This window comes from Rhodococcus sp. ACT016, assembly GCF_050477185.1.
Taxonomy (GTDB): domain Bacteria; phylum Actinomycetota; class Actinomycetes; order Mycobacteriales; family Mycobacteriaceae; genus Prescottella.
On record NZ_JBEAET010000002.1, the window covers coordinates 191,119 to 210,967 of the forward strand.

Annotated in this window: 20 protein-coding genes; 6 read left to right on the forward strand and 14 right to left on the reverse strand. The window is 64.2% G+C overall.

The window, feature by feature from the left end; translation table 11 throughout:
* Nucleotides 1–75 precede the first annotated feature (75 nt).
* Complete coding sequence (locus ACQ5DX_RS27795; protein ID WP_430335979.1) at nt 76–948, reverse strand: SGNH/GDSL hydrolase family protein; 873 nt, start codon at nt 946–948, stop codon at nt 76–78.
* Nucleotides 949–1,291: 343 nt separating this feature from the next.
* Here ACQ5DX_RS27795 and ACQ5DX_RS27800 point away from each other — a divergent pair, with 343 nt between their 5' ends.
* Nucleotides 1,292–1,819 carry an alpha/beta fold hydrolase gene (locus ACQ5DX_RS27800; RefSeq protein ID WP_430335980.1) on the forward strand — a complete coding sequence of 176 codons (528 nt, stop codon included), beginning with the start codon at nt 1,292–1,294 and terminating at the stop codon, nt 1,817–1,819.
* Here the strand turns inward: ACQ5DX_RS27800 and ACQ5DX_RS27805 are convergent.
* Nucleotides 1,783–2,937, reverse strand: coding sequence for an RNA-guided endonuclease InsQ/TnpB family protein (locus ACQ5DX_RS27805; RefSeq protein ID WP_430335981.1), 1,155 nt, complete (start codon nt 2,935–2,937; stop codon nt 1,783–1,785). The genes ACQ5DX_RS27800 and ACQ5DX_RS27805 overlap by 37 nt on opposite strands.
* Before the next feature lie 1,043 nt (nt 2,938–3,980).
* Here ACQ5DX_RS27805 and ACQ5DX_RS27810 point away from each other — a divergent pair.
* The 3 genes from ACQ5DX_RS27810 (at nt 3,981) to ACQ5DX_RS27820 (ending at nt 5,739) form a co-directional block, all read left to right on the forward strand.
* Entirely contained in the window at nt 3,981–4,187 is a 207-nt protein-coding gene (locus ACQ5DX_RS27810; protein WP_430335982.1) for a hypothetical protein, read from the forward strand.
* Nucleotides 4,188–4,503: 316 nt separating this feature from the next.
* Nucleotides 4,504–4,707: a hypothetical protein gene (locus ACQ5DX_RS27815; RefSeq protein ID WP_430335983.1), complete on the forward strand. Its 204-nt coding sequence runs from the start codon at nt 4,504–4,506 to the stop codon at nt 4,705–4,707.
* Nucleotides 4,708–5,415: 708 nt separating this feature from the next.
* Nucleotides 5,416–5,739 carry a hypothetical protein gene (locus ACQ5DX_RS27820; RefSeq protein WP_430335984.1) on the forward strand — a complete coding sequence of 108 codons (324 nt, stop codon included), beginning with the start codon at nt 5,416–5,418 and terminating at the stop codon, nt 5,737–5,739.
* 1,293 nt (nt 5,740–7,032) lie between these two features.
* Here ACQ5DX_RS27820 and ACQ5DX_RS27825 read toward each other — a convergent pair.
* The 7 genes from ACQ5DX_RS27825 to ACQ5DX_RS27855 all read right to left on the reverse strand — a co-directional run bounded on the left by ACQ5DX_RS27825 (nt 7,033) and on the right by ACQ5DX_RS27855 (nt 11,959).
* Nucleotides 7,033–7,386 (reverse strand): histone-like nucleoid-structuring protein Lsr2, encoded by a 354-nt coding sequence (locus ACQ5DX_RS27825; RefSeq protein WP_430335985.1) that lies wholly within the window; start codon nt 7,384–7,386, stop codon nt 7,033–7,035.
* A gap of 129 nt (nt 7,387–7,515) precedes the next feature.
* Entirely contained in the window at nt 7,516–7,650 is a 135-nt protein-coding gene (locus tag ACQ5DX_RS27830; RefSeq protein WP_430335986.1) for a hypothetical protein, read from the reverse strand.
* A gap of 150 nt (nt 7,651–7,800) precedes the next feature.
* Entirely contained in the window at nt 7,801–7,926 is a 126-nt protein-coding gene (locus tag ACQ5DX_RS27835) for a hypothetical protein (RefSeq protein ID WP_430335987.1), read from the reverse strand.
* A gap of 275 nt (nt 7,927–8,201) precedes the next feature.
* A complete protein-coding gene (locus ACQ5DX_RS27840) occupies nt 8,202–8,732 on the reverse strand; it encodes a hypothetical protein (protein ID WP_430335988.1) in 531 nt (176 codons plus the stop codon).
* A gap of 784 nt (nt 8,733–9,516) precedes the next feature.
* Complete coding sequence (locus tag ACQ5DX_RS27845; RefSeq protein WP_430335989.1) at nt 9,517–10,158, reverse strand: hypothetical protein; 642 nt, start codon at nt 10,156–10,158, stop codon at nt 9,517–9,519.
* Nucleotides 10,159–10,218: 60 nt separating this feature from the next.
* On the reverse strand, nt 10,219–10,878 hold the full coding sequence (locus tag ACQ5DX_RS27850; protein WP_430335990.1) for a hypothetical protein: 660 nt from the start codon (nt 10,876–10,878) through the stop codon (nt 10,219–10,221).
* 292 nt (nt 10,879–11,170) lie between these two features.
* Nucleotides 11,171–11,959 carry a hypothetical protein gene (locus tag ACQ5DX_RS27855; protein ID WP_430335991.1) on the reverse strand — a complete coding sequence of 263 codons (789 nt, stop codon included), beginning with the start codon at nt 11,957–11,959 and terminating at the stop codon, nt 11,171–11,173.
* A gap of 1,118 nt (nt 11,960–13,077) precedes the next feature.
* Between ACQ5DX_RS27855 and ACQ5DX_RS27860 the strand changes: the two genes are divergently transcribed.
* Nucleotides 13,078–14,022, forward strand: a complete 945-nt coding sequence (locus ACQ5DX_RS27860; RefSeq protein WP_430335992.1) for a ScbA/BarX family gamma-butyrolactone biosynthesis protein — start codon at nt 13,078–13,080, stop codon at nt 14,020–14,022.
* Here ACQ5DX_RS27860 and ACQ5DX_RS27865 read toward each other — a convergent pair.
* A complete protein-coding gene (locus ACQ5DX_RS27865; RefSeq protein WP_430335993.1) occupies nt 13,992–14,633 on the reverse strand; it encodes a ScbR family autoregulator-binding transcription factor in 642 nt (213 codons plus the stop codon). The genes ACQ5DX_RS27860 and ACQ5DX_RS27865 overlap by 31 nt on opposite strands.
* A 44-nt stretch (nt 14,634–14,677) precedes the next feature.
* Between ACQ5DX_RS27865 and ACQ5DX_RS27870 the strand changes: the two genes are divergently transcribed.
* Entirely contained in the window at nt 14,678–15,637 is a 960-nt protein-coding gene (locus ACQ5DX_RS27870; RefSeq protein WP_430335994.1) for an NAD-dependent epimerase/dehydratase family protein, read from the forward strand.
* Between the two features lie 282 nt (nt 15,638–15,919).
* Here the strand turns inward: ACQ5DX_RS27870 and ACQ5DX_RS27875 are convergent, their stop codons facing one another.
* From ACQ5DX_RS27875 to ACQ5DX_RS27890, 4 genes are all read right to left on the reverse strand, one after another.
* On the reverse strand, nt 15,920–16,936 hold the full coding sequence (locus ACQ5DX_RS27875; RefSeq protein WP_430335995.1) for a tyrosine-type recombinase/integrase: 1,017 nt from the start codon (nt 16,934–16,936) through the stop codon (nt 15,920–15,922).
* A 128-nt stretch (nt 16,937–17,064) separates the two neighbouring features.
* Nucleotides 17,065–17,271 carry a hypothetical protein gene (locus ACQ5DX_RS27880; RefSeq protein WP_430335996.1) on the reverse strand — a complete coding sequence of 69 codons (207 nt, stop codon included), beginning with the start codon at nt 17,269–17,271 and terminating at the stop codon, nt 17,065–17,067.
* Between the two features lie 41 nt (nt 17,272–17,312).
* Nucleotides 17,313–18,608, reverse strand: a complete 1,296-nt coding sequence (gene clpX / locus ACQ5DX_RS27885; protein WP_430335997.1) for an ATP-dependent Clp protease ATP-binding subunit ClpX — start codon at nt 18,606–18,608, stop codon at nt 17,313–17,315.
* Nucleotides 18,609–18,651: 43 nt separating this feature from the next.
* Nucleotides 18,652–19,800: a TetR/AcrR family transcriptional regulator gene (locus tag ACQ5DX_RS27890; RefSeq protein ID WP_430335998.1), complete on the reverse strand. Its 1,149-nt coding sequence runs from the start codon at nt 19,798–19,800 to the stop codon at nt 18,652–18,654.
* Nucleotides 19,801–19,849 lie beyond the last annotated feature (49 nt).

Genomic DNA, 19,849 nt, shown 5'->3' on the forward strand with positions numbered 1-19,849 from the left:
GCGGAAGGCAGGTCAGTGGTAGTGAGGCTCGGCAGCAACCAAGCCCCACTACCGCCGCCGCTGGCCGGGACCGGGCTAGTTGTTCTCGATCGCGCTGAGGACTTCGCGTGCGAGTGCTTGTTCGCCGTCGGCGTTCGGGTGCACGGGAACCGGCTGCGTGGCGAAGAGCATCGGTTCGATCCACCGCTGCCCGACTGGCTGGCAGCTGTCCCGGCCCTCCGACACCGCAGCCGTGTCGACGAAGGTCGTGCCCGTCTCAGCGGCCGCCCGCCGCACGGCGTCGTTCAGTGTCGCTTGCAGGTCGCGCAGGTAAGGGACGTCGCCCGGCGCGATCGGCTGCGGGAAGCAGCCGCCGCTCGGTGGAAGCAGCCACGGGTATCCGACGATGACGATGTGGGCATACGGTGCGCGGGCGTGAATGTCATCAAGGGCGCGGACGAGGGCTGGGTAGGTCCGGCTGACGACCGGCTCGGTCAGGCTGTCGCCGTAGCGTGCCTGACAGGGGTTGTGGGCGCCCGGATTCGTCGCCGCCGCGGCGATGCAGGATGCCATTGCGCCGCCGAAGGTGTTGTTGTTGTTTCCGCCGATCATGACGGTGACGAGTTCGGTCGACGGTGACAGCGCGTCGAGTTGTGCTCGGGTGCCTGAATATTGGGGTGCGTAGAAGTCTTCGGTCTTCGCGCCGCCGCAGCTGACATCGGTGAGCCGGTAGTTGAGTTCGGCGGCCACGATGTGGGCGAAGTTCCGTTCCGACTGCCAGCACTGGAGCGGCTGCCCCGGGGCGGTGGGGAAGACCCCCGACCCGGCGCTGAAGCTGTCGCCGAGGTTGACGTACTCGACGGCACCTGGCTGTGCGGATGCCGGTGTGGCCAGCGCGAGGGCCGTCGTGGTGGCCGCGAGAGCGGCCAACACCGCGTTCCGGAGGCTACCTCTGAGCCTTGTCGTCATTGTGTCTCTCCTTGTCGATGTCCGCCCTGAGGCGATCGGATGTGGAGCGCATCTCATCTATGGGGCAGCAACATACGCGCCTGTTCAAGGAAATTGGGGTGGTTGAATCACGCGGGTGCCGATAGATAGCCAGCCGCTCCAGGGCGTCGCGCTGAGCACCGTGCCGGCCTGCGGGAACCTTCGACGAGAGGGAATTCGGATTCATCGCCGGTCGATCGCAAGGGCTCAGAAGGCGCGCCCGCACGACGCGTTTCGCCTGGTTGAGCAGCGGTTGACGCCCGGGGCCGGGGCACGTCGGTCGATCCTTCAGGTTCGGCGCGGCGGCGATGGTTGAATCCCGAGCATGGAAATGCTCGATACCGGACGAATCCGGCTCGGGGTGGATCGACGAGGGGAGGGCCCGCCAGTCATTCTGACCGGCCGGATGGGGATGCCTCCCATCGCCTGGGAGGTCTCCGGGCTGACTGCTGCGCTGGCCGACAGTGGATTTGAGGTCGTCACCTTCGCCGCTCGTGGTGTTGTGCCGAGCGATGCGCCCTCACCCGAATGCACCGTCGCGGACCTGGGCGAGGACCTCGCCTCCCTCATCGACGTGCTGGGCCTCGACAGGCCGCCAGCGCTGGTCGGCTATTCCCCAGGCAGCTTCACCATCGAACACTTGCTGTCGACGTGCCCAAGTCAGTTCTCGGCCGGAGTCCGCATTGCAGGTCCTGGCCCGACGACACCGCTTCTTCATTCGGTCGTGGACAGCGAAGCCGCTTTGATAGACCGGTTGGGTGCACTGCCCGCTGAGGTGTTAACGCTTCTCCTGCCTGAAGGCAGGAGATTTCACGCTCAGACCGCAACCGGGCCATCCCCCCGGAGGAGGTGATCAGATTGTCTGACGTCGTCAACACGTGTGTGGCCGCGTTCTGCCACAGCCAGGATCACCCCGGCAGCGTTCCGATCCCGACCATCGGTGTACCCGCAGGCCGTGCATCGGAAGTTTCGTTCGCCGAGCCCGAGTCGCTGCTTGACCCTGGCGAAACAACCCGAACACGTCATCGACGTGTAGGCGGGCCGCACCAACACCACCTTCCGGCCAGCCCGCACACCACGCTCGAGAAGTTCGCGTTTCGCCGCGCCGATCGCCGCATCGGCGGCCTTACGCGCCATTGTGGATTTGGCAAGGAACCTCGATGTGAAGTCCTCGACCGCGATCAGGTCGTGGCGCTCGACGACCTTCTTCGCCCAGACGCGAGTGTCGTGCGCGTTTTGGCGGGCGGCCTTCTTTTGCAGCTTCGCAGCCTCCCGCCGCGCACGCAGGTAACCATTGGATTGAGGTCCGCGCTTGCCGGTGTGACGACGGGTCATCTTCCGTTGCGCCCGCATGAGTTCCGCCGCACACCGCTGACGGTGCCCAAGATAGGGAAGATCGAATTCGCTGTCCGTCGTGGTGGCGGTGGTGGCCACACCCCAGTCGACACCGGTCCCACCCACAGCCTCCGGCGCGTTGGGCGCGTCGCCGCGAACCACAAACGAGGCATACCAGTGCCCCAGCGAATCCCGCGTGATCCGGACGCTCGTCGGCTCCGATGGCAACTCCCGCGACCACACCACCGGCACACCGATCCCTTTCGGCAGCACCAGCCGACCGTCGCGGATCCGGAACCCCCGGCGCGTGAACTCCAGCGACAACTGTGCCTGCTTGCGGGGCTTGAACACCGGCCGGCCCCGCCCCTTCACCGTGAACGACTGCCCCAACGCCTGCGAGTACGTGCGCAGCGTCTGTTGCTGCGCGACCTGCGATCCGTCCCGCAGCCACTCGTTACCCGACCGCGCCGCCGTCAGCAGCTTCGACAGCTTCCCGAACGTCGGCTTACCACCCGACTTCTTCTGGTGGACAGCCTCGTTCCACAGAAACCGGCACCGATGCCACTCCTCGGTCAGCACACGTTCCGCCCGCGACCCGGGCCGCAGCCGGAACGTGTACCGCACAACTTCCCCCATGCACGGAAAACCTAACCGACACCACCGACAGAAAGGAGGATGGCGCTTCCTCTCCCCCGTGAACGAGGGAGTATCCGCGCCAAACATCCGATGACGCATGCACAGCACGTCGTTCCCCGGGTCGTCGAGTTCCTCATCAAGAACCACAGCTGACTAGAAGCGAGGAGTCGAGCGGCATGTCCGCCCCGAAGGCCGGACAGCCCGCTCCTGTCTCAGCGGCTCATTGTGCTGCGATGTTCCCTGGAACCCGCCCTCTCAGAGCGTTCGTCCTTGTACTGCCGTGCGCGGCGGGTCAGGATCACCCTTCGCGGGTGAGGCGACCACCTGGCGCCGTGTGGAGGTTGGTGGGATGCAGTCGCGGAATGTGGACAATCCGGATCTTCGGTGGGATGCCGTGTCGCGTTGGGTGCGCGCGTGGGATCCCTTTCTGGACTCGCGGGATCTGGAACTGTGGGCGGCCGGGTTGATGGACGCCGCGGTCGACGTTGATTCTGGTGTCTTGTGGTCTCCGGAGGCAGATGTTGTAGCCGCACCGGCGAACCGATCGACTACGGAACTGGAGACGTGCATGCGACGGGCCCTGGCCTCGTTTGCTGGTATTGGCTTTCCATGCCGGGATGAGTCGACGAATTCCGGTGAGGACGGACCTCACTGGAATCGGTAGGGTGCCGGCCGGGCCACCCATGTCTTGTAGCTGGGTGCTGGTCCTTTCCCGAAACCTGCCGCACGAGTGCCGTCAAGCTCGCGGTCCCGGCCAAACAACGCGCACGGACAGCGCTCATTGAATCGAGTTGCAGCTGGCGGCACGCATCTTTCGGCAGGGATGCACAGCTCTCGGTGATCGGGGGGGGCAGCGTGGCGATCCGTGTCCAAAAGCGATTGCACCGTGCTGTTCCCCCGATCTTCTACTTCGCCCGTTCGTGAGCGACTGCGGCGCACACTGATGGCTATCAGTCGATCCCGAGGCCTTGGCCACGTCGCCGGGCCGGCGCCCACTGCAACACCGGACACATCAAGTGCAGCCGAGTAGTGAGCATCGGACCGTGCGTAGCCTCGTCGCGGAGTTCACCACAGGGGTGGTCTACGACCGGCTCGGCACCGGCTGGAGCGACACGGTGGACCTCCCGCGCAGCGGCACACAGGTGACCGATGACCCGCACGAGCTGCTGCTGTACCCAGCCGGTACCTTCTGGTCAGCACTCACTCGGTGGCTTGTGTGCACGGCTCCGCGCGAAGCGATTTCCCGGTGAAGTCACCGGACTGGTCCGGCTCGACCCGACACATGAGGACATCGTCGACTATCTGTCGGAGGAGAAGGCGAAGCGGCTGCCGGACTCGAACACCGACGACCTGTTCGCGCGCGAGCAGTTGGACGCGATGCGCGCGGCTGTTCGGCCGGGCGCATCGCCAGCTGGCCTGCCGAGATCCGCGCCCCCTGCTGGATCAGGGGTTCAGCAGCGAGGCCTGTCAGCAGTCGCTGCGGGAATCGCTGGACCTGCCGCGCTTGTTCGGCGAGGTCCGCGACGCTGGACCGGACCCGTCGTGCCACTGATCCGCCTGTCCTCGATGGGCACTGACACCTTCGCCAAGGATCCGGTACCGCCGGAAGCGCACACGGCGCTGGCCGAGTCCGACCGGACCAAGCACCGGCTGTTCGCCGACCTGGCCGCGGCGCTTCTCCAAGCCCAGGTTCGCCGCCTGGACGATGCCGGACACTCGTGCATCGTTTGGTTCCGCCAAGACGCCGCGGTTCAAGTAATTCGTGAGTAGCCGCCGCGCCGGCACCGCAATCCACCCAGAGCGACCAGCTGACCACCGGCACCCGGCCGGCGACCGGGGTCGATTTGAGTCCGCCTGAAGCCGCGGCTGTCTTGCTATTGCGGCTGAGGCGGGTCGAGGATCGCGCCACCTGTGCGGTGCTCGTAGGTGCGTCGTCCGCCGTGGTTTCCGCACCGGAACCCTTAATGAGTTCTGGATCTCGACGAGGGCCCAGAATGATCTGACCGGCACCAGACGGGCCCACAACCCCACCACCTATACCGCCGTTGGCGTTGTTGCGAGCCGCCGCGCCATCCAGTCAAAGGAGGTGGCCGACATGAGAACTCGATGTGTTCTCACGGCACATCTCGCGTCGGGCTCGATTACTATCAGTCAGCCGCTCGGTGGACCCAGCTAGATTGTCGGGATGAGCGAGACGAGGGCCGCTGATATGAAGCGGGCTGGGGCGCGGAGGCATTATCACCCCCTGGCCTGGTCATCTCGATCGTGGCAGTTCTCGCTGTCAGCCTCGTGATTTGCCTCCACTACGGTTGGTGGCCATCTCGATTCGGCAGCTTCCAGTGGGCCGAGCCTCTCATCTTCGCTCTCGGGGCGCTACTTACACTGAGTGTGGTGGGACTGGCCTGGGCGGTCCGTACGCTGATCTATGTCGTCGAAGAACGTCGATGGTCGTGGTGGATTCTCCCAGCGCCGGTAGTAATGCTAAGCGCTGTTGGGCTCAGTTCCATCCTGCAGCCGACATCGTTCGACCAGATGCGGCCGGAGTTCGAGCGGGCAGCTCAGGAACTGCTCGCCAGCCCTGACAGCACCCGAGAGAACCTCGAGATCGGCCGATTCGACATCTCCCACGCGTTCGAGGGCCGTGACGGTGAGGTCTACTTCCGTGAAGCGTCCCGGTTCTCCTTCGGTACCAGCAACGGATGGGTGTACTCACCGAACGGGGAGCCCGCAGGGTTCGATGACTTCTCGTCGACACACCTCGGTGGGGCTTGGTACGCATACACATCCGTCTGGCGAGACTGAGTTCACGGCCTTCGGGGGTGCGATAGCGCACCTAGTGTGCAATCCAGCGGCTGAATGTCGACTCGAAGGCACAGTGCACATCCCAACGGAGGGTTTGCCCATGCGGGCGGAACAGGTGGTCCCGCGAGTCGAAGGTTCCTAGGGACTGGATCACAAACTGGGAGAGGTCGCGGCATCCGGCTGAGCCGGCTTTCCCCCAGGTAATACGGCGTCGGCGTCGGCGTCGGCGTCGAAGAGTGTCTCCTCATCAAGGTTCGAGAATTCCTCGGGCGGCAAGTCGCATCGGGAGGTAACGCGTAGGAACCGTCGATCCACTCACCGTCGGCAAGGAAGCTCGGCCATGCCAGGAGGACGAGGGTCAGCAGGGCCTCCCGCCGGCCCTCGGTCCGGAACGACGCGGCGGAAGTACCGGACGCGGGGATGCCGGAACTCAGCACGGAGGACGAGTCCCTCCACTCTTGTTGGGATTCTGCTCTGTCGCGCAAGCGTTTCGACCAACGCGAGTCGCTGGGTGCCGACCCCGCGGGTCTTCGCAAAGGTTAAGGGCGCTGATTGCGTGTCGTCGAGCGCGTAACCGTCGCGAACGTTGTGTGAACCCATCGGTGCGCTCGTTGCGGATACTCAAGACCGGGCCTACCGGGGCCCATGGTGGGCACCCCGAACTGGCTGAACCGTGGATCATCCCAGTTCAGGATCGGGGTTCGTTCGACACTGCCACGCGCGACGCCTCCATCGCTTGGTCGAAAATCCTGCCTCCGCCAGGTTGTGATCAGAGAACAACTCACTAACTCTCAACCACAGCAAGCACGCTCGTTCAGACGTCGCGGACATCCGACGTTCCCCGTCGAAGTCCGCTCGGCCGGCACACCATGGTGCCGACAGTGCACGGCGATTCTCGATCTCACCATTTGTGGTCCGCCAGAGGCGTCTGGCGACTTGTCCCTTGGTGCGGCGCCTTGCCTCCCCTGAGGTCATGCCCGGGTCGGGCCGAGTTCGTCGGTTGGACCGTAGGGGAGCGCGTTTCCAACTGGAAACGACGGCGCTGCAATCTGTCGCATGACGAAACACAGCGGTGCACGACTCACGGTTGCGAGATAGGCCGAATGAAAACGCTGCCGCCCACCAATCCCCCTGACGTCACCGAAGCTGAGTGCCGCACAGTAGAACTGAGTTCCATCGAGGCGGCGACGGGCGGGAAGCTGATGACCCCACTCCACACGCAGTACCTCAACGGGTGGCGACTACTTCCGGGCAAGAGCCCGATTGACGGTATCGGGTGACGCACGCGGGAGCTCATCCCGTCTTCTGGGCGGGGTGCGCGGCAGCGTAGTCCGCGAGGACGGCGTGGGGGACATGGCCAGTGTGTCGTGCGATGGGGTGGCCGTGGGTGCGGGCCCATTCGCAGACGTCGCGCATCCCGTTGTCAGATGCAGGGAGCATCCTCCCTGCCCACCTCTTGTGCCCGCCGATACGGCGGGCATGTCGGGTGTAGCCGCCGAACAGGCGGCGTAGCTGCGCCGCGTTCTCGTCACGAAGATCGATCGAATACTCGACACCATCGATCGCGAAGTCGATTGTCTCTCCTCCGGATTCGATCGTCTTCCCGTCGAGATCGTCGAGGGTCTCCACGACCACCTTGAACATCATGCCCTCCCCTGCACGTGTCGTTGGACGCGAAAACCGTCCCCGCGCAATGCTCATGGGGACGGTAGCGGGCGGTGGAGCCCACAGCATGTGGCCTATCGGCTCCACCGCCCACCTGGCAGCCCCCTTAGGTCAGCTGCCCGAGGTCATCGATTCGAGGCTTGCCCAGCCTCCACCCTGTTGTGAGGCGGTGTACAGCCCGACAGACCCGACGGTGGTGAACGCCGTGAGCAAGTTCACCAAGCCGTGCCAGTAGTTGGACGACATACGTTTCAATCTCCTTCTAGGAAAGGCCGGACAGGAATGTATTGAGCGGTCCTGCCAGATTCATCCACAGTTGAAACAACGTAACGTGGAGCAGGTCGGTGCTGATTGCGTTGAGTGACATTCACAGGCTCCTTGGTGCGGTCACGGGCGTCATCCCGGGATGGTGTTCCCGAAAGACAGCTGTATGGGCAGGTCGATCAGAAAGCCGAACAGCATGGGGAGCATCTGTGTCACGGTCTGTCCGAGCGACGCGGTCCCTGCCTGAATCGATCCCATCAGCTTGCTCCTCCGCTCGAGTAGGCAGTGGTCGACATGGCGTTGAGCCCGTCGAGGGAACCGCCCAAGGCGGTTGCGAATGCCGGGACGAAATCCCGCAGCAGGGCCATGAACTGACCTAGCATCGTTGACTCCATTTTCGGTCGATGGTTGTATTGCGGCCACGTGTCTTGCGATGCGATTCGCGGAGGGCACGGTTTGGTGGCCGAAAGGCTGGGTTGCGGGCTCATCCGCAACCCAGCCCGGCCGATCACTGATGAACGGCGTCGATCAGATCACTGGTAGACGACATTCACCTTCCACGCACTCTTCGCCGAGGTCGTTGCGGTCGGGTAGCCATGGCTGAGGAACTCGAGGGAGTTGATGGAGGCATCCGTCCCTGGGGCGCTGGTACCACCCGACATCTTCCCGGTGTAGGTGCCGACCGTCGGAGTGTCGAAGGACATCTTGACCTTGCCGCCCCACGTCACCGTGTTCGCCATTGCCTCATCGCCCTGCAGGCACCAGGTACCGTCGCTGGCCGTCGTGGTCGTGTACGTCGCCTTCAGGCTGTTGAGAAGGTCATACAGCTGACCAGTGATCTTGACACCCCCGACGGCCTTGGCGTCAGCCGGCGGCGCACCCACGTGGGTGTCCGCGCCGACATAGGCGGTGCCACACACCTGGTAGTCCGCGGTCGGAGTGCCCGTGCCGGCCGAGCCGGCGGGCCCGACAACCACGGCCGCGGATGCCGAACCGGCACCCATCACGATGGCCGCGGTCATAGCGGTGCCGGCAAGTGCTGCTTTGGCGAACGTCGTCTTCATCTGAGCTCCTTCGATTTCCGATGGCGAACCCCAGTGGGGCTGCGCAGCTTTGATCCTCGACTTGTCCAGCAGTTCCAAGAAGTGCCGTGACGACCCGAGGGCAACTCTTCTTTCATCGAGCTAGCTGATCCGAGTTTCCGAATCGCACGCGCGGATCGGATCCGTAAAGGTCCAGTTTGCGCCCCTCCTCGAGCTCGAGCGAAGGGCCACCAGTACGCCCTAGCTTCCATCCTCGAGGTCAGCACCACGCACGCTATTACGAACCGGTCGCGGCCGTTAACGGTTTCGCATACCTACCCACCGGTAGGTTATTGGGGCCGTGAACGAAGGGTGGAGTCGATCCCGCGTTCAGGTGAACTCGGTCTCCGGCTGTGATGTTGTTGGACTGCAATCCGATTCACTGGACTCCGACGGATGCGTATTGTGCGTTTGTTCAACACGGGTCGGAATGCGCAGGCGGTGGTCTGGGATTGGATTGCCGCGTGAGCAACCTGGATCTTTCCGGGTAGACGTGTGGCGGGCGTGCATACACAGCAGCACTCTCGCTCAGAGCGGGCTTCAGGTGCTGAAACCCGCGGCATCTACGATTGAAAGACTTTGGGCAACATGCAGTCCGCATGGACTGCCGCTGGGGCGTGGCGGGTTGAATCCATGCGGGTGGATATCGACACGATCGCGGCGTATGTGCGCCAGCCTCTGGACGAGGGAGTGCTGTCTCGTCCAGAGGCTGGCGCGGATGTGCCGCGGCGTTAGGGTGTTGCCCTGTCGTTGTATTCGCCTGGTGCTACGTGGTCACCGTCAGCTGGGGCGTGGAGTTGAAAGTCAGGGTTCCGGTCATGGTGCCGGTTCCGGCTCCGGCCGGGGGGCAGCTGGGCGAGCCGGTTCCGTTGGTGACAGTGTTGAAGTTGACGGTTCCGACGGGTGTGCTGGCATCGATCTTCGGAGGCGTGCCGTTGATCCAGGGGGCGGGGCCGACGTTGCTGGCACCGACCGTGATCGTGCACCCGTTGGTCGTGCCGATCTTGACCGTCGCGCCGCTGGCGGGGATCTTCAGGGTGCCCATCGGGGAGCCGGAATCGGCGTTGGCGTTGACCGCCCAGGCTCCGGCGGTGGTGACAGTTGCCGGTATGCCGTTGACCTTGCAGCTGCTCAGGGTCGGCGGTGAGCTGAGCGGGACATCGATTCCGCCGGCGCCGGTGTTGACGTTACCGGGGGAGGCCGGGGCTGTACCGGTTCCGTTGACATTGGTGCACTTGAGGACCAGGCCCCCGGTGGTGGTGATGGCCAGGTCGGTGCTGGTGGCCGTGACGGTCAGTGGTCCGCCGGGGGAGATGGTCGTCGATGCCAGGGCGGGCAGTGCCCCGCCCAGTGCGAGGGCGGCTGCGGCGCCGGCGACGAGGGCGGTCCGGGTGAGTTTCGATTGCATGTTCTTCTCCTTGTCATGGGATCGGATACTGCATCTTTCAGCTGGTGCGGCCCGGTGAGATCAGCTGGAGCGCACCATGTCTGCGTCAGCGACGAAGAGGTCGCTGGTGGTGTTCAACGAGTTCTTTCCGCTCTGGGATGGCGCGTTGGCGCGCAGGTTCACGGCCCAGTTCAGTGCGCCGAGGAGACCGCAGCCGCTGGCGCCGGGGACGGCGAAGGTGGTGTCGGTGTGTTGGACGTTGCGGTAGCTGGCGGTGCCTGGGTAGCCAGCGACCGGTGCCATGGTTCCGGCCTGAGTCACGTCGAGGTTGAGCGTGATCGGGTTCGACGCCGAGCCGAGGTAGCAGTTGTTGCCCAGTGTCGGGTTACCGATCTTGAGGCGGACGGGCATCTTCACGGACTGCTCGAACACGTCGACGGTCGGGTTTGCGACTGGCTCGACGGTCGCGGTGATGGTGGTCAGTCCGCCGGGGAACGGGATACCCAATCCGAAGATGCCGCCAGGGACGGTGATTGGTTGCGCGTAGACGCCCTTGGTGCCGTCGGTGGGTGGGACGAAGACCTGGTCGAAGCCATTCGGGTTGTTCGGGTTGTCGGGGAAGGCGACGCCTCCGGCGATTTTGAGTGCTCCGGAGGGCACCGGGACTTCGAGATCGCCGATCCGCATCGTGCCGGCCTTGACGGATACGTTCACGCAGGTGCTGGTGTCGGGATTGGACACCGGGCACTTGCTCCAGCCATCGAACGGTGCATCGGGGAGCGGAGTAGCGCCAGCTCCTGCACTGAAGACGACCATCGCAGCCGATGCGGCGGCGAGTGTGAGTGGGGCGCGAGAACGAGCTTTGCGAGACATGCCTTTCCTTTCCACACGATCACGGGTCGCCGGGACAGTGGCATGCCTCGACGACGATGGCTTGGAGCAGTGGATAGACGAGCGTCGAGAGTGCGGAGCAATGGTTCCGGTTCCTGCCTGGACGGTTCGTTGACCGCCCAGGCAGGGCGGTTGGAACCGGCTACGGGTTCTGCATCCCGCGGACTGCGTCCGCGTCGTTTGTGAAGACGTCACTTGTGGTGATCAGGGAGTTCTTGGCGTCGGGCGATGGGGTTCCCGCGCGCCAGTTCACGATCGGGTTGAGAACTCCGAAGGGGCCGCACCCGGAGGCAGCGGGAACCGCGAATGGCTCGGCGGCGTGTTCGACGTTGCGGAAGCTGGCGCCCATGTTCGCGCCGGGAATGGCTTCGAGTGTGCCAGCTTTGGTGACGTCGAGGTCCAGCTGAACGGGCGTGGCATCGGAGCCGAGGTAGCACTTGTTCCCGAGTAGCGGGTTGGCGATCTTGAGCTTGACCGGCATCCTGACGGACTGCTCGAACACGTCGAGCGACGGGGTGTTGTTGCCGGCCAACTCGACCGTGGCCGTAGCCGTGTTCAGGCCGAAGAGGTTGTTGAACGGCAGGTCGATGCCGAGCGCGCCACCGGGGATGTTGATCGGCTTGGAGTAGATTCCGCCGCTGCCGTCGGTCGGTGGTACGAAGACCTGGTCGAAGCCATTCGGGTTGTTCGGGTCCTCGGGGAACGCCACGCCACCGGCGACGCGTAGTGAGTCGTTCGGGACATCGACGGACAGCTTGCCGATCTGCATGGTGCCGCCCTTGACGGTGACTCCGACGCAGGTGCTGGTGTCCGGGTTGGAGATTGGGCAGTCACCCCACCCTCCGAACGGTGCGTTCGGGAGGGTGTCAGCGCCTGCGGTGGCGGTCGTTGTCAGTGCTGCCGCGGCGGCGATCGTGAACCCCCCGATCATCGCGGCACGATAACGTTTCTGCATGTCTGCCTCTCTCGATGAACTTGTGGAAGTGCGGGAGGCCCAATCCGAACCAGACGGTCGTGATCCCCCGGTAACTCGGATGTGACTGTAGTCACCTGTTGACGTGCATGTACAGATAAATTGCCGAAAATTCCTACGCTTACCGCCAACGGCAGCCGCCCGGCGTGAGCGATCTCCCGATTCGATCGAGCACGTAACTGAGTTGATGAATTGCCCCACTTCGACTGCAGTGCACTGTATTTCGATGCCGACGAATGATGCGTGCGGCGGCGCTGCCCGACCGCATCGAAGCGCTACCGAGACCAAAACCGGACCGCCGGTATGCATCGTCAAAACCTGGGCATCCGGTAACTGTGCCGGCCACAGGAGGGGCCGCTCGGCCCGGCGGCGACGTGATCCGGGTCGGCCGAACCGGCGAGGAGACCCCGGGCCGAGGGACGCCGAGACCGAGGGATCCTCAACACCACCGAGGGCACGTCACCAGGTCGCGCGCCGCCGGGTCGTTCACGACTGGAGACAGAGTCGACGCAACCTCTGAATGATCCACGCGCGATCGACTTACGGCAGCTCCGGACGCTTCATCGTGCCTGAAGTTCGACGCGACGGCGGTTGCGGTCAAGCGCAGGAGAAGAATCACGACGGTCATCCACCTCGCCAGCGAGTCCGCACCGGAGCGATCCTTGCCATTGACCGTGGGCCTCTAGATTCCTATGCCTGCGGCCCGGTGCAGGGCCGACGGTGCGCGCTATTGACGGGTCTGTCGAGCCGGGCCCGTTGGCATCGACGGCGCCACTCCCGTGACGCGGTCGCGGGGCGGGGCCGACCCCGTGGCGGGGCCGACCCCGTTTCCCTTCCCCCTCGACACCGCGTGTGGCGGCGCGTCATTGCATCCGGCTAGGCAGAGAAAAACCGGCTAGCTGGTATGTCCGAGGAGTCTAGCGGACTCGGGGCGCGTCCGCTGCGAGGGCCGTGGAACTGTGAATGCCATTGGTCAGGATATGGATCCGCGAAACCGCACATTCCGCACTGTGGGCGGGTCTATAGTCCGAATCTGAAAAGCCGGTCGGTTGGCATGTTGAGGATGGGCGCGGCGGATGAATCAAGTGTTGAGCTTTCAGTCGGCTGTTGCGAAGCGCTATGTGCACCGTCATGCGATCGCCGAGGTGTACCTGACAGACTGCGTGCCGGTTGGGGACGACCGGTTCCTCGTCGGGGCACAGTGGCCGCGTCTGCATGCCTTCTACCGCACCTGCACGGGGCGCTACGACACGATGCTCCTCGCGGAGACGGTGCGGCAGTGTGCGATCTATCTCGCGCACGTGCGATATGCAGTGCCGATGAACTACAAGTTCACAATGCAGAGGATGCAGGTCGATTGCAGCCTGGATCTGCTGACTATTGGATCGCGAGCGGCCGAGGTCACCATCGATGCGCGCGTCACGGGAACGGCCCGCCGTCACGGGATTCTCTCGGCCTTCACCGTGACCCTCGAGTTTCATGTGGATGGAGTCGCGGTCGGCCACGGTTCAGCTGTCGCGAATGTGCTCGCTCCGTCGGCGTATGAACGTGCACGGTGGCAGGGGGCAGGGGCCCGTGCGGTCGGAATACCGCCAGGACTGACGCCAGTCGACTCCGATGCGGTGTGTGTACCGGATCCGCGGGCGGTTGTTCTGGGTCCGCACCCTGCGGGGGCGCAGCGGGGAATGTGGCTGTTGCGAAGCGATCTGACGCATCCAGTGCTGTTCGACCATCCCTTGGATCATGTGCCTGGCGCGCTAATCCTGGAAGCTGCACGTCAGGCCGCTCGACTCCGGCTCGGCCAGTCGTGTGCGGATGTCGAGCACCTCGATGTCGGCTTCCGTCGCTTCCTCGAACTCGACGAGGCCACGACCGTTGCAGCCCGGATCTCGGACGCCGAGGAAGGCTGTGTCGAGGTCGAGTTTTCGCAGTGGGGCGAAGTTCACGCTGTGGGGAGCGTGCGACTGTCGGTGCCGGCGAAGGCCCGCGATCACGCGATGGCCGGGACCCAACGCGCGTGACGGATTCGGTCGATCTTGTGGCGCCGCCGCGAGGGGACGATCGCCTCGAGCACGAACGTCAGCATCTGGTCGATTCGCTCGTCGAGATCGATGCGTGCGGTGAGCACGTTCGAAACGAGCTGGACGCCGGTGAAACTCGAGACGAAGTAGTGAGCGAGGTGCGCCGGGTCGACGGTATCGAGCACGTCGCCCTGCTCAATCGCGGCATGGAACATCTGCTCACAACTGTCGATCCAGTCGAGGTACGGCTTCGATGGCCCGGCCTCTGCGCTCATTTCGAGGGTCAGCCGGATCCCTGCCCGGACGATCGGATCGTCGACCATCTCGCGCTTCATCTCGTAGCAGAACATCACGATCTGTTCGAGCGCAGGTGCGCCCGTGCCATTGATCGCCTTGACCGCGCTCATCGAGATCGCGTGCTGTTCTTCGATGACAACCGCGGCGAGTTCATCCTTGGATTTGAAATGGAAGTACAACGCGCCCTTCGTCAGGCCCGATTGATCGACGATTTCCGCCAGAGTTGCGCGCTCGTAGCCATCTCGATCGAACAGCTCTGCTGCGCCTTTGACGATCTGGTGCCGGGTCGCGAGCGCTCTCGCCTGTCTGACCACTGTGCCGAATCCTCTCCATCCCCGACTACCCATCGGATAGCACCATGACCGATCACACGGCGACCGAACCGCGCCGCACCGAAACTTCCTCAGCAGTGTTCACTCACTCGGCGCCCGAGAGCCGCCTACGTAGTATTGCAGTAATAGGGTCATCCGGTTTCATTGGTTCAGCCACCATACGTGCATTGGCGGCCCGCCGCTGCAGAGTTACAGCCATAGCGCGGCAACGGCCTCAGGTTCCGCATCCCGGCGTCCGATACATCACTGCCGATATCACCGAACTGCATTCACTGGTGCACGCCCTCGAGGACGTGGATATCGTCGTGCATGCCGCCAGCTACACCGGCCCCGACGAACGACTCTGCGAAACGATCAACCGCCTCGGTACCGAGAACGTGATCACCGCCGCCCACATGCACAGAATCGAACACGTCATCAACACCAGCACCATCGGGGTCTACGGCCTCGGGCCGTTCAGCAACGTCGTCGAGAACGCCCGCGAACCCAACCCAGTCACAGCACTGAGCGCAGCCAGAGCGGCGGCCGACGACTTCGTCCGCGCCCGCGGCGGGACCACCGTCCGGCCTGGCTTCGTCTACGGCCCCGGCGACAGGTGGTTCCTCCCGGGACTGCAGAGCATCCTCGGCAAAGCCCGGACATGGATAGACCACGGCTCTGCCCTGCTCTCCGTGATCGAGATTGGAGAGCTCGGCGCGTTGATCGCCGAGCTCGCGCTACGCTGCTCCGCCGACGACCAAGGCGCGCTATTCCACGCAGCTCATCCCGAACCGAAAACAGTGCACGACATCACCATCCGCCTATCGGGTAGGGACTTCAACGCACCAAGTGCCAGCTGCACCTACACGGAGGCCCTGTCGCACGCTATCGATCTCGGCCTGACCGCCCGCCAGATCGACCTCGTCGGTCGCGAGCACTCGATCGACTCGAGCAAGATCTGGGACAGAACTCAGAGAACACCGGCAGGGCTCGATGTCCGGCGGTAGGTCTTGGACAGAGCCTTGGACAGCACAGGGGGTCGCCGGAGGTCGGGAAGTACTGCGTGAAGGCCTCGGCAGGCCGCGCGAGCACCGCGGCACGAACGGCTCTCTCGGCACTTCGATCCCTGCGGGCCGGCGCGGCCTACTTCTCGAATCGGTTGAAGCAGGATTCCATAGTCTCCGCCAGATGATTCAACGCGGAGAGATCGGGGCAGTCGAGCTGCTCAGCCACCGGGACAGCGCCGGATCCCGGCCGTAGCGTAGAGCAGTCGGGCACGCCAGGTCGGGTCAGAGTGTCGAGATCATTCCGTAGACAGGGTTTGTGGCCGCCGCTGCCCGGGTCTCTTTGCCGGCTCCCTGCGTGTATCGCTGGGTCGTCGTCATCGATTCATGTCCGAGCAGCCGCATCAGGGTGTAGACGTTGACATCCGAGTCTGCGAGCGAGGTTGCGAAGGTATGTCGGAGCTGGTGCACGAGTGCACCTTTCGCGCGCTGACCGTTGATGCCGGCCCGCCGATACGCTCGTTCGACCCGGTACTGGATCGTCGGTCCGGTGATCCGTTCACCGTCGGGGCCGACGAACAGTGGGTCTGTCGCACGCAGCCGATGCCACGGAGAGGCGGTCGGGGAGGACCGCCGCTTCGCTGCCCCGGGGAAGCGGACTAGCCGCGACTCGAGGTACCCCGTCAGGACGTCCACCAGCCCGGCTTCGGCGGTCAGTACTCGTTGCTTGTTGCCTTTGCCGTGCACCATGATCGCCTTCACCCGGCCGGTGTCGTCGGTATCGCGGAGGTCGCCGATGTTCATCACCACAAGCTCGGACAGCCGGCACCCCGTGAGCAGTGCGGTAAGTATGATCGCGAAGTCCCGTTCCTGCCACGCTCGTGCGTTCGCCTCGTCCGGCTCCATGAGCGCCTCCATGAGGCGTTGCACGGCATTGTTGTCGAACGACTTCGGGACTGTCTTGGGGATCTTCGGCCGCAGCACTGCCGACATCGGGTTCGCCAGGATGATGTCCGCGGTGAACAGGTAGTCGCACAACGTGTTCCACGTCGACCAGCAGCGCCGGATCGACGCCGCTGAATGGGACTCGGCGTAACCGGCGAACGCCCCGCGCATCCGGTCCTTGTCAACCACGGTGCAGGCCAGTTCGCCGACCGACGTGCCAGCCATGTCCGCGAGCCGCGACGCGATCGCGTCGAAATCCTGCTGATACGCCTTCACCGTGGCCGGAGACGGCTTGCCGGTGCTGCGGAAGACAAGAAACTCCTCGAACCGTGCGGTGAGGCTGTCAGTGGCTGGCATATTCTGATTCTGCCTGACGACCATATCGAGGGTGGTGATCCGGGCAGGCGGCTAAGGGTGTTCGCGACGCACCTCCGCTGCCTTCGTGGATCTTCGCCGACGGGGTGGCCAAGGCTCTGGGGCGGTATCTAGCGGTAGTTCACCAGGAAGGCTGCGAGCGCGACGCACATCGTGGTGAAGAGGGTGGCCAGACCGGCTGTGGCGTAGGACATCCCGGCGAGCAGCGTGATCGTTCCTGGAATTGCCAGGATTGCGGCGATGCAGGCGAGCCACCCAATCCTGAGCGCTGCCGTGGCTACAGAACGTCGTGTTGGTCGGTGAGGTGTGTCGGACATTTGTATCTCCGATTTCGGTAGCGCCCGGGTCGGGAACCGGGTCATCCGGCCTCTCGGCCGATGTTGTCGGGATCGGCGTTGCTCCTTTCTCGGCGATGCTCGGCGATCGATGGGTTGGTGTTGGCGCGGACGGTGCCTTCGTCGATGACGACTTCGGTGACGTCGTCGCGGCTGGGGATGTCGTACATGAAGTGTTGGAGCACCTCCTCCATGATCGCGCGTAGTCCCCGTGCGCCGGTTCCTCGGACGATCGCTTGGGATGCGATCGCGTCGAGCGCATCGGCAGTGAAGGTGAGCGTGACGCCGTCGATCTCGAACAGGCGGGCGTACTGCTTGACGAGCGCGTTTCTCGGCTCGGTGAGGATCTCGACGAGGGCGTCCTTGTCGAGGGGGCGCACGGCCGTGACGATCGGTAGGCGGCCGATGAACTCGGGGATGAGGCCGAACTTGTGTAGGTCGTCGGGCATGACGTCGCCGAGGTGGTCCCGGGTGTCGTTGTCTTTCGAGCGGATCTCGGCGCCGAATCCGAGTTCTTGATGACCGGTTCGGTTGGCCACGATCGTTTCGAGACCTGCGAAGGCACCGGAGACGACGAAGAGAATGTTGGTGGTGTCGATTTGGATGAAGTCCTGGTGTGGGTGTTTGCGACCGCCCTGCGGGGAAACACTTGCCTGGGTTCCCTCGAGGATTTTCAGGAGTGCTTGCTGGACGCCTTCACCCGAGACGTCGCGGGTGATCGACGGGTTCTCGCTCTTGCGGGCGACCTTGTCGATCTCGTCGACGTAGATGATCCCGGTCTGGGCTCGTTGAATGTCGAAGTCCGCGGCCTGGATCAGTTTGAGAAGGATAGTCTCGACATCTTCGCCGACATAGCCGGCTTCGGTGAGTGCTGTCGCATCGGCAATCGCGAAGGGCACGTTGAGCATGCGGGCGAGAGTTTGCGCGAGGTAGGTCTTTCCGCAACCGGTCGGCCCGAGCATCAGGATGTTCGATTTCGCGATTTCGACAGTGTCACTGCGTGAGGTGCTGCTGCCCTCGTGTGCGGCGCGGATTCGTTTGTAGTGGTTGTAGACGGCGACAGCGAGTGACCGCTTGGCGGCGTACTGTCCGATCACGTATTGGTCGAGGTGGTCGCAGATTTCGGTCGGCGTTGGCATGCTCTCGCGTTCAACGATGCCGGAGTCGGCCAGCTCTTCTTCCAGGATCTCGTTGCACAGGTCGATGCACTCGTCACAGACATAGACGCCGGGTCCGGCAATCAGCTTTCGCACGTGCGTCTGGCCCTTGCCGCAGAACGAGCACTTCAGCAGGCCGTCGCTCTCGTTGATCTGCGCCATTGTTCACTCCTCAATGATGATGCGCTGGGTGGGCACTGAAGTGTCAGCGGCCTCGGGCTGCTGAGCGGAGGGCATCGGCACGCGCGCAGGCGCCCGGGCCGATGCTGCGCGCCCTGATGTGTCCGTCGGAGATGGAGACGGCGGCCTCGGTGTCGTCGTCGACGTTGGTCACCCCGCAGGCTGCGGCGATATCAGCGTCGGGGTCGACGATCACCTGCAGATGCGGCCATGTGGGGGAGGGGAACGCTTGGCGCAGTGACCGGCACAGGTCCGCGAGTGCCAATCGAGCGAGTGGAGCGAGCTCCGCGGCGTCCGCGGTGACGAGCACAGCGGTGACCGGCGCATCGTTGGGTGCAGTACGGGCCAGGTGTTCGATGTGGTCGAGCCGGTTCATGCCGACGACGGCAACGGTTCCATCGTCGATCGTCACCGGCTTCCCTCGAACGACGTCCGTCGCCCGGGGGCAGCTCCATTCCTCGTGCACGGTCTCGACGGCCACTTCCGCGGCGTCAGGACGAGTCCACCGATCGTCGATTGCGATGCTGGTGATATGTCGGCAGGTTGCGATCACCTTCGCCGGGTCGACGAAATCAGGTGCGACGAAAGATAGCTGGCTGGCACCGTACAGGACGGTGAGCACCGATTCCGCGACTCCGGCCATGCGCACGGATGCGCCGGGAAGATGGGGGTGCTGATGCATGCGCTCGAGGGCGAACCCGAGGAGTACGGCGTCGAGTTTCACCAGCTGAGCGAACGGCCGCTGAAAGTGCTCCTCGGTGAGGATTTCGGGAATGAGGTCGACACCGAGCATCGGTGAGGTGAGCTGCACCGATCCCTGGTATTCGTAGTTGTTGGTCCGCGGAAGCCGCTCCACCCAGGTGCTCGCGAACACCCCGAGCGCGCCCGATGGGGTGTCTGCGTGAGCGTGCACTACTTCCCCGGCGCTTTCTGCCTCCTCGGCGAGTACCGCGAGGTAGAGCGCGCGTTTTCCGGGGAAGTTCGAGTACACCGCTCCTCGGGTGAGATCGGCGCGGACAGCGATGTCGGCGACGGTAGCCCTGCGGAACCCCCGCTCGGAGAACTCTGCTCGGGCTGCGGTGAGCACCCTGCTCCGGTTGAGCTCTTGCTGCTGGACCCTCGTCAGCCGGCCTACCGTGCCGTCGTTGACACGGCCCGACCCCAGGTTCGGCATGTGGCCGGTTACCACGCGGGGTGGTGGGACGAGCACGGTGCCCCGATCC

Bases quoted from the DNA above. Each gene is read 5' to 3' on its own strand.
- ACQ5DX_RS27845 (WP_430335989.1), bottom strand. From the start codon at position 10,158: ATGCAATCGAAACTCACCCGGACCGCCCTCGTCGCCGGCGCCGCAGCC.
- clpX (WP_430335997.1), bottom strand. From the start codon at position 18,608: ATGGCGCAGATCAACGAGAGCGACGGCCTGCTGAAGTGCTCGTTCTGC.
- ACQ5DX_RS27815 (WP_430335983.1), top strand. From the start codon at position 4,504: ATGGGCACTGACACCTTCGCCAAGGATCCGGTACCGCCGGAAGCGCAC.
- ACQ5DX_RS27860 (WP_430335992.1), top strand. From the start codon at position 13,078: ATGAATCAAGTGTTGAGCTTTCAGTCGGCTGTTGCGAAGCGCTATGTG.
- ACQ5DX_RS27870 (WP_430335994.1), top strand. From the start codon at position 14,678: ATGACCGATCACACGGCGACCGAACCGCGCCGCACCGAAACTTCCTCA.
- ACQ5DX_RS27840 (WP_430335988.1), bottom strand. From the start codon at position 8,732: ATGAAGACGACGTTCGCCAAAGCAGCACTTGCCGGCACCGCTATGACC.
- ACQ5DX_RS27795 (WP_430335979.1), bottom strand. From the start codon at position 948: ATGACGACAAGGCTCAGAGGTAGCCTCCGGAACGCGGTGTTGGCCGCT.
- ACQ5DX_RS27830 (WP_430335986.1), bottom strand. From the start codon at position 7,650: ATGTCGTCCAACTACTGGCACGGCTTGGTGAACTTGCTCACGGCGTTC.
- ACQ5DX_RS27800 (WP_430335980.1), top strand. From the start codon at position 1,292: ATGGAAATGCTCGATACCGGACGAATCCGGCTCGGGGTGGATCGACGA.
- ACQ5DX_RS27825 (WP_430335985.1), bottom strand. From the start codon at position 7,386: ATGATGTTCAAGGTGGTCGTGGAGACCCTCGACGATCTCGACGGGAAG.
- ACQ5DX_RS27855 (WP_430335991.1), bottom strand. From the start codon at position 11,959: ATGATCGGGGGGTTCACGATCGCCGCCGCGGCAGCACTGACAACGACC.
- ACQ5DX_RS27805 (WP_430335981.1), bottom strand. From the start codon at position 2,937: ATGGGGGAAGTTGTGCGGTACACGTTCCGGCTGCGGCCCGGGTCGCGG.
- ACQ5DX_RS27875 (WP_430335995.1), bottom strand. From the start codon at position 16,936: ATGCCAGCCACTGACAGCCTCACCGCACGGTTCGAGGAGTTTCTTGTC.
- ACQ5DX_RS27835 (WP_430335987.1), bottom strand. From the start codon at position 7,926: ATGGGATCGATTCAGGCAGGGACCGCGTCGCTCGGACAGACCGTGACA.
- ACQ5DX_RS27880 (WP_430335996.1), bottom strand. From the start codon at position 17,271: ATGTCCGACACACCTCACCGACCAACACGACGTTCTGTAGCCACGGCA.
- ACQ5DX_RS27820 (WP_430335984.1), top strand. From the start codon at position 5,416: ATGCTAAGCGCTGTTGGGCTCAGTTCCATCCTGCAGCCGACATCGTTC.
- ACQ5DX_RS27890 (WP_430335998.1), bottom strand. From the start codon at position 19,800: ATGCCGAACCTGGGGTCGGGCCGTGTCAACGACGGCACGGTAGGCCGG.